The organism is Cryobacterium sinapicolor, assembly GCF_004403465.1.
GTDB lineage: Bacteria > Actinomycetota > Actinomycetes > Actinomycetales > Microbacteriaceae > Cryobacterium > Cryobacterium sinapicolor.
In genome coordinates, this window is record NZ_SOGQ01000078.1 from 1 (window position 1) to 6220 (window position 6220).

Below are 6220 nucleotides of genomic sequence, written 5' to 3' on the forward strand. Positions count from 1 at the left end.
CAGAGAGCACCGGTGGTGCTGAGCCACACCACCACTGGTGCTCCTGCGCACGATCGGTGGGGCTCAAGCGCACGATCGGGTGGGGCTCAGACGATCGAATACTCAGCCGATCGGCGGAGAGCGAAAAGGGAGAATCGCTACAGGTGGAGTCTGCACTTCTACGAGCTGAGCTCAGACTTTTCAGCAATAGTTCGTCAGTTCATGCACGAAGCTGGTGATCAGATGGAGCGAATGGACCGAGAAGGCCTGGCCCGGCTCAAGGAGTCACAGGGCAGAATTCGCGAGCACACATCGCGACTCGCCTTACTTGCCGGGGGACCGGTATTGGACGTTGCACAGAAAATCCGACGACACACTCATGCCGTAATTCAGGTGTGTGAAATCGGAGTTGTGAGGCGCGCTGCCGAGTATCCTGATGGCCCCTACGTCGCGCTCGATCATGAGTTGGACAACTTTTATCAAGTTGTCAGGGAGCAAATTGGGCTGAAGGAATTGGCACGGGTTCGTCAAAGCTCGTGAAAGTCGAGCGCTGAAGTCGCGGTTCGGTGTTGTGTGGGGAACCGTAGCGACTCAAATCCATCGGGCCAGCAGTTCGCAGGTATAGAGAGAACAGGGGTACCAGAGTGCGGTCGTTACAACGGGTAGGACGTTTCTTCTGCCATTACGGAATGATCCGCCCAAAGCGGAAAGAAGTCTTAGATGCGGCCTGGCGCAAGGTACCCCTACCTCTCTATCTCTTCCTGCCTGGCAGGGTATTAGATCTGTGGTGGCTTCTCTTTCGACACGTTTTTGCGTTGACGACGATCGGCGCATTTGCGATGCTGTTGGCGACCGCTATGCAAGAGACCTCTGCATCCGCGGAGGCATGGACATATGGTGCATTCTTCATCAGCCTTATGTTGTACGGGGTTACCTTTCTAGAAGTCTCTCGTCGGTTCAGTCAGTCGCGCCAACCGCTATCAGCGGCAACTGAGGATGAGATTTGATGCTGGCACCAGCTGTAGTAGTCATCTGGGCAGGTGCTCTGCCTTTCCTGGCGTTGGCATTTTTGGGATTCGTCAACACTATTCGGCAGTTAGTTGAACACCGTCAGCAACATCGACTTCGATCTCGTCGATCCAATCCGGATCGCTTGGGCTCTCTCAGGCTGTTCAGCGCGGAGGAACGCCGGAGCCTTGAACAGCCAAGGCTGAAGTGGCGGTCACGATTGACCCCGGATCCTTGGAACGGTGCGGGGGGTCTATCGCTCGGCGAGCTGACCAACTATGCGAATCTTCTCAAGGATCGACGCCTTGCGTGGGATTTGGCTGTGGAGTCCGTGCTCCTTGGTGCTGCTGCTGTACTAGGAGCCTGGGTCGGGCCCGTGTACGCAAACATCAACACAATCATGGATGATTCGAATCTGCATCTTAGAGTCGGTGGGGTAATACTTTTCATCGTGATTGTCTTTGCATTGAGTGCGAGACAGTCTGTTCTTCCACGCCTTCGAGCGAGTGAGATGAAGTTTCATCGATTGCGCAGAGACGCGGAGTCTTCGGTAGGAGTGTCGCCCAAGGCGGATGCTGGCGAGCGTCTTCCCTTGCGGGAGCGGGAGCATCTTGCAGCCATGCTTCAGTGGTCCAGAGACGGTGGTGGCGTGTAGTCACGTTGCGGGATGCCTATGAAGCAGAGATGCATCCAGTCAATTCGTCAGCTAAGCCGCACTGATCCGCAGGGACCTATTGACTTCGCGGGGGGCGATGCCAAGGCGACCGGCGACCTCTGCTCTCGGGGTTCCGAGCTCGAGCATGGACGCGATGACCGCCGCCGCTGACGTGCGGGCGGCCGCGCTCTGCCGCGCTGCGCGCTCCAGGATGGCTGCGATCTCGGCCTGTGCTGTCGCGTCGGTCTCGTCGAGGGAGTCCGTGGCGACGAAGTAGTCGGTGGCAAGCTGCTCGAGCTTGTCTTCCTTCGCCCGGAACTCTGCCGCTTTCTCGCGTGCGCGAGAGCGGGCGGCAGTCTGCTTCGCAGACTTACGTACATCAGCCATGGGTGTGCCCCTTTCGTGGGTGGAAGAACCATTATGCGTGAGTCCACGCGCATGTTTGTCCGCCAAACCCACGCCGGAGAGGGTGCCGACTATCGCCGGGAGGTGTGCGCTCAGTTGCGAGCTGCGCACTGCCTACTCCGTCATCTCGATAGCCCCTATCTGCAGACACTTGTTGACCTCAGCCGCAGCATCCGGCCATCTCGATCTTCTAATCATGACTACCATGCATCCTCATTCTTCGTACGAGTATTTGTCACACCTCTGGCATTAGTAATCAACGAGGTAAAGTGAGCGGGTGATGACTATGCATATCCTCTCTGCGGGAGACGGGTATGTGTACTACACCAACGAGGTCGCGACCGGTGATGCGAAGCGCGAGAGCGGCCGTGAGCTGGGCGATTATTACACCGAGGAAGGCAACCCTCAAGGTGTCTGGGTCGGCGGGGGACTGGCCGCACTCGGCGTCTCCGGGGTCGTCACCGAGGAGCAGATGAAGGCCCTCTACGGTGAGGGTCTACACCCCGACGCCGAACGCATCATTGCTGACGCGCAGGCGCAAGGCAAGACCGTGGGTGAGGCAACGAAGGCCGCCAAGCTCGGCCGCTCGTACTACGGGTACAGCACCGACGGCACCGACCTGTCCGCAAAGATCGCCGCCGGCTACACCGACTTCACCAAGGCGAACGGGCGCGAGCCGGGCGTCGCGGACCGGCGTGCGATCCGCACCCGGGAGGGTGACCTGGCGTTCCGTGACGCGAAGGGCCGCCCGCCGGCGGACAAGGAAGAGCTGGGCCGGTTCATCACGGCGGCGACGCGTCCGACGCAGCAGGCTGTTGCCGGGTTCGACCTGGTGTTCTCGCCCGCGAAGAGTGTCTCGGTGCTCTGGGGTCTCGGCGACGAGGAGACCCGGAAGACGATTGAAGATGCCCAGGCCGTCGCGATTCTGGACACCGTGTCGTACCTCGAGCGCGAAGCGATTGCGACCCGTGCGGGCACGAACGGGGTCGCACAGATCGACGTTGAGGGTGGCCTGGTGGCGACGCGGTTCCGTCACTATGACTCCCGCAATGGTGACCCGCAGTTGCACGATCACCTGGTCGTGGCGAACAAGGTTAAGGGCGTCGACGGGAAGTGGCGCACGATCGATTCCAAGCTCCTGCACCGTCAAGGCGTGGCCGCGTCCGAGTTCTACAACCAACGCGTCATGGACGAAGTCACCACCCGCCTCGGCCTGACCACGGAGCTGCGAGAAGTCACCCCGGGCAAGCGGCCCGTGGTCGAGATCGCCGGGATCGACGAACGCCTCACCGGGGCGTTCTCGACCCGGTCCGCGGACATCAAGAAGGTCGTCGGCCAACTCGAGAAGGACTACCGGGCCACCCACGGCCGCAGCCCGGACGCGGTCGCCCGGATCAAGCTCGCCCAGCAAGCCACCCTCGAGACCCGCCCCGCGAAAGCCCACGCCCGATCCCTCGCCGGCCTCCGCACCGAGTGGGCGGCCAAGGCCGCCGAACGCGTCGGAGCCGCCACCGTCACCAACCTTCTCAAGGATGCCCGCGCCGCAGCGCCGACCCTGGACGGCAGGGCGGGGGAGCCGCGGGTGGTGGATGTGGACCGGGCTGCACGTGAGGTCGTGGCGACGGTGTCGGAGCATCACGCGGTCTGGGGTCCGCACATGATCGAGGCCGAAGCCCGCCGCTGGGTCCAGAAAGAAACCAGCCTCGGCCCCGTCCCCGCAGGCACCGTCGAGCAGATCACACGGCGTGCACTGGAGACGGACTCGATCGCCGTGACCCCTCCCGCCCCGCACGGTTCCTTCGAACCTTTGACCCGCCGGGACGGGTCGAGCATCTATGTGCACAAGGGCCGCATGCTCTTCACCTCCACCGGCCTCCTCGCCGCCGAAGACACCTTGTTGGCCGCCGGCCGCACCCGCACGATCGCCCCCATCACGGTGGCCGAGTTCGACCGCACCGCCGCCCGCCACACCGGACCCTTGGATGCCGGGCAGCGGGCCCTGGCACGCAAGTTCACGACCTCCGGCAAGCTCCTCGTCGTCGCGACCGGGCCCGCCGGCGCCGGGAAGACCACCGCCCTCGCCTTGGCCGCCCGCGCCACCGAGCAAGCGGGCGGCCGCCTGATCGGGTTGGCGCCGTCCGCGACGGCTGCCGCCGTGTTCCGCGACGCCGTCGAAGTCCCGGCGGCCACGATCCACTCCTTCGTCCGCGCCTACGACACCCACGGGGATGCCACCCCGGACAGTCGCCACCCGGAAGAGTTGAAGCTGCGTGCGGGGGACATCATCGTCGTCGACGAAGCCGGCATGGCTGGCACTCTCAACCTCGCGAAGGTCACGAGCATTGCGGAGCGTCACGGCGCGCACGTGCGCCTGATCGGCGACGACCGGCAGCTCGCCGCGGTTGAGTCCGGCGGGGCGCTGCGTCTCCTGGAACGCGAAGTCGGGTCCGTCAAGCTCGAGGAGATCCACCGGTTCACGTCCCCGGCCGAAGCCGAAGCGACCCGGCAGCTGCGCGACCCGGCCACGGTGGGGGACCCGTTCCGCTGGTACGTCGACAACGCCCGGGTCACCGGTGGCAGCATCGACCGGATGACCGACCACGTCTTCGCCGCCTGGCAGCACGACGACGAGGCCGGCAAGAACGCCGTGATGCTCGCCCAACAAAACGTCACCGTCACCGACCTCAACACCCGGGCCCAGGCCTACCGGGTGGGCTCCGGTCTCGTCTCCGGGAAGAAGTCCTCACAGCTGCGCGACGGACTCGCCGCGTACCAGGGGGACCGGATCGTGACCCGGTTGAACGACGCCACCCTCCGCACCGGGCGCGGCACCGACCGGGTCAAGAACGGTGACGTGTGGACGGTGGGGAAGGTGCAAGCCGACGGGGCGTTGACTGTCACTCATGCCGGGCATGGCGGCCGCATCACCCTGCCAGCCGAGTACGTGCAGAACAATGTCGAGCTCGGCTACGCGTCGACCATTCATCGGGCCCAGGGTATGACCGCGGACACAGCCCACGTCCTCGCCGACTCCTCCACCTCTCGGGAGCTGGTGTACGTCGGGTTGACCCGTGGCAAGGAGGCCAACCACCTCTACGTCGAGACCGAAGACGCCCAACCCATGAGCGACGTCCTGGCCACCATCGCCGGCCACAGCGACGGGATGCTCTCCGCCACCGAAACCATCCGCGCCGAACAAGCCCGAGTCGACGACCTGGTCACCCTCATCGACCAATACGGCGACGTCGCCGAACGCGCCAACACCATCCGCTTCACCCAACTCGTCGGCCACACCCTCGACCAGACGGATGCCCGGAACCTCACCAGCTCTGAGAGCTGGGGAGCCGTCACGGCCGCCCTCACCCGCGCCGAAACCCAAGGCCTCGACCCGGCCACTGTGCTTCGGGAATCGTGGAACGAACGAGAACGCGGCACCGCCGACGACGTCGGCGCCGTCCTCTCCCACCGGATGGAACGCCGCATCGAAACAGCACCCGCCGACCAAGCGCTGGCAGCGGCGACCGACCCGGCGGTGCCGGCGTGGATTGCCGATCGGCGGGTGCTCGACGCCGCCGGCACCGACCCCGCGTGGCGGGACCACCTCGCCGAACGGTACGAGTATCTGGCGGTCCGCCTCGAGGAACGCGGCACGGCGATCGCCGCTGAACAGCCCGACTGGGCGCAGCAGCTTGGCGACGTACCGGCCGAGGGCGCCCGCCGGCAGGAGTGGGTGCGCCTCGCGGCCGAAGTCGATGTGTTCCGCGACCGGTACAAGGTTGAGCCCACCCAGACGCAGGCGATCCCTGAGGCGTACCGTGAGTGCAGCGTTGGTGCGTCGCTCGCGGCCCGCGTGACGGCTCTGGAGAAGGCGCAGACTCAGCCCACTGCGCCGACTGCGCCCGAGGCGGGCAGGCAGAAGCCGGCTACTGCGCTCGAGGCGATGCGCGCTGCGAACCGGGCCACGGCCGACCGGCAGCGTGAAGCGCAGCTCGCTGCCGGCCTCACGGTGAAGGCACGCGAAGCAGCCCGTGGCGATCAGACAACACAGCCTGACTACCCGCGCACCGGAATTTGTCAAGGTGAATGAGGCCAGCGTGAGTTTAGGCGGCTAGTTTCGGTTCGGCCTCCGCGACTGCGGGTTCGGCGGGTTGGTTGATCCAGGCTGGCCCGGGC

The 6220-nt window shown here is 64.7% G+C and carries 3 protein-coding genes; 2 read left to right on the top strand and 1 reads right to left on the bottom strand.

What is annotated here, in order from left to right; translation table 11 throughout:
* Positions 1-519: hypothetical protein (locus E3T28_RS17185; RefSeq protein ID WP_206750462.1), on the top strand; the 519-nt coding region annotated here is incomplete at its 5' end.
* Between the two features lie 1174 nt (positions 520-1693).
* Here E3T28_RS17185 and E3T28_RS14050 read toward each other — a convergent pair.
* Complete coding sequence (locus E3T28_RS14050; RefSeq protein WP_134432456.1) at positions 1694-2029, bottom strand: hypothetical protein; 336 nt, start codon at positions 2027-2029, stop codon at positions 1694-1696.
* 298 nt (positions 2030-2327) lie between these two features.
* Here E3T28_RS14050 and mobF point away from each other — a divergent pair, with 298 nt between their 5' ends.
* Entirely contained in the window at positions 2328-6134 is a 3807-nt protein-coding gene (gene mobF / locus E3T28_RS14055; RefSeq protein ID WP_134432458.1) for a MobF family relaxase, read from the top strand.
* The last annotated feature ends 86 nt before the right edge of the window (positions 6135-6220 follow it).

What these genes read in the sequence shown, in the direction of transcription:
- E3T28_RS14050 (WP_134432456.1), bottom strand. Translation starts at nt 2,029, where the DNA reads ATGGCTGATGTACGTAAGTCTGCGAAGCAGACTGCCGCCCGCTCTCGC.
- mobF (WP_134432458.1), top strand. Translation starts at nt 2,328, where the DNA reads ATGACTATGCATATCCTCTCTGCGGGAGACGGGTATGTGTACTACACC.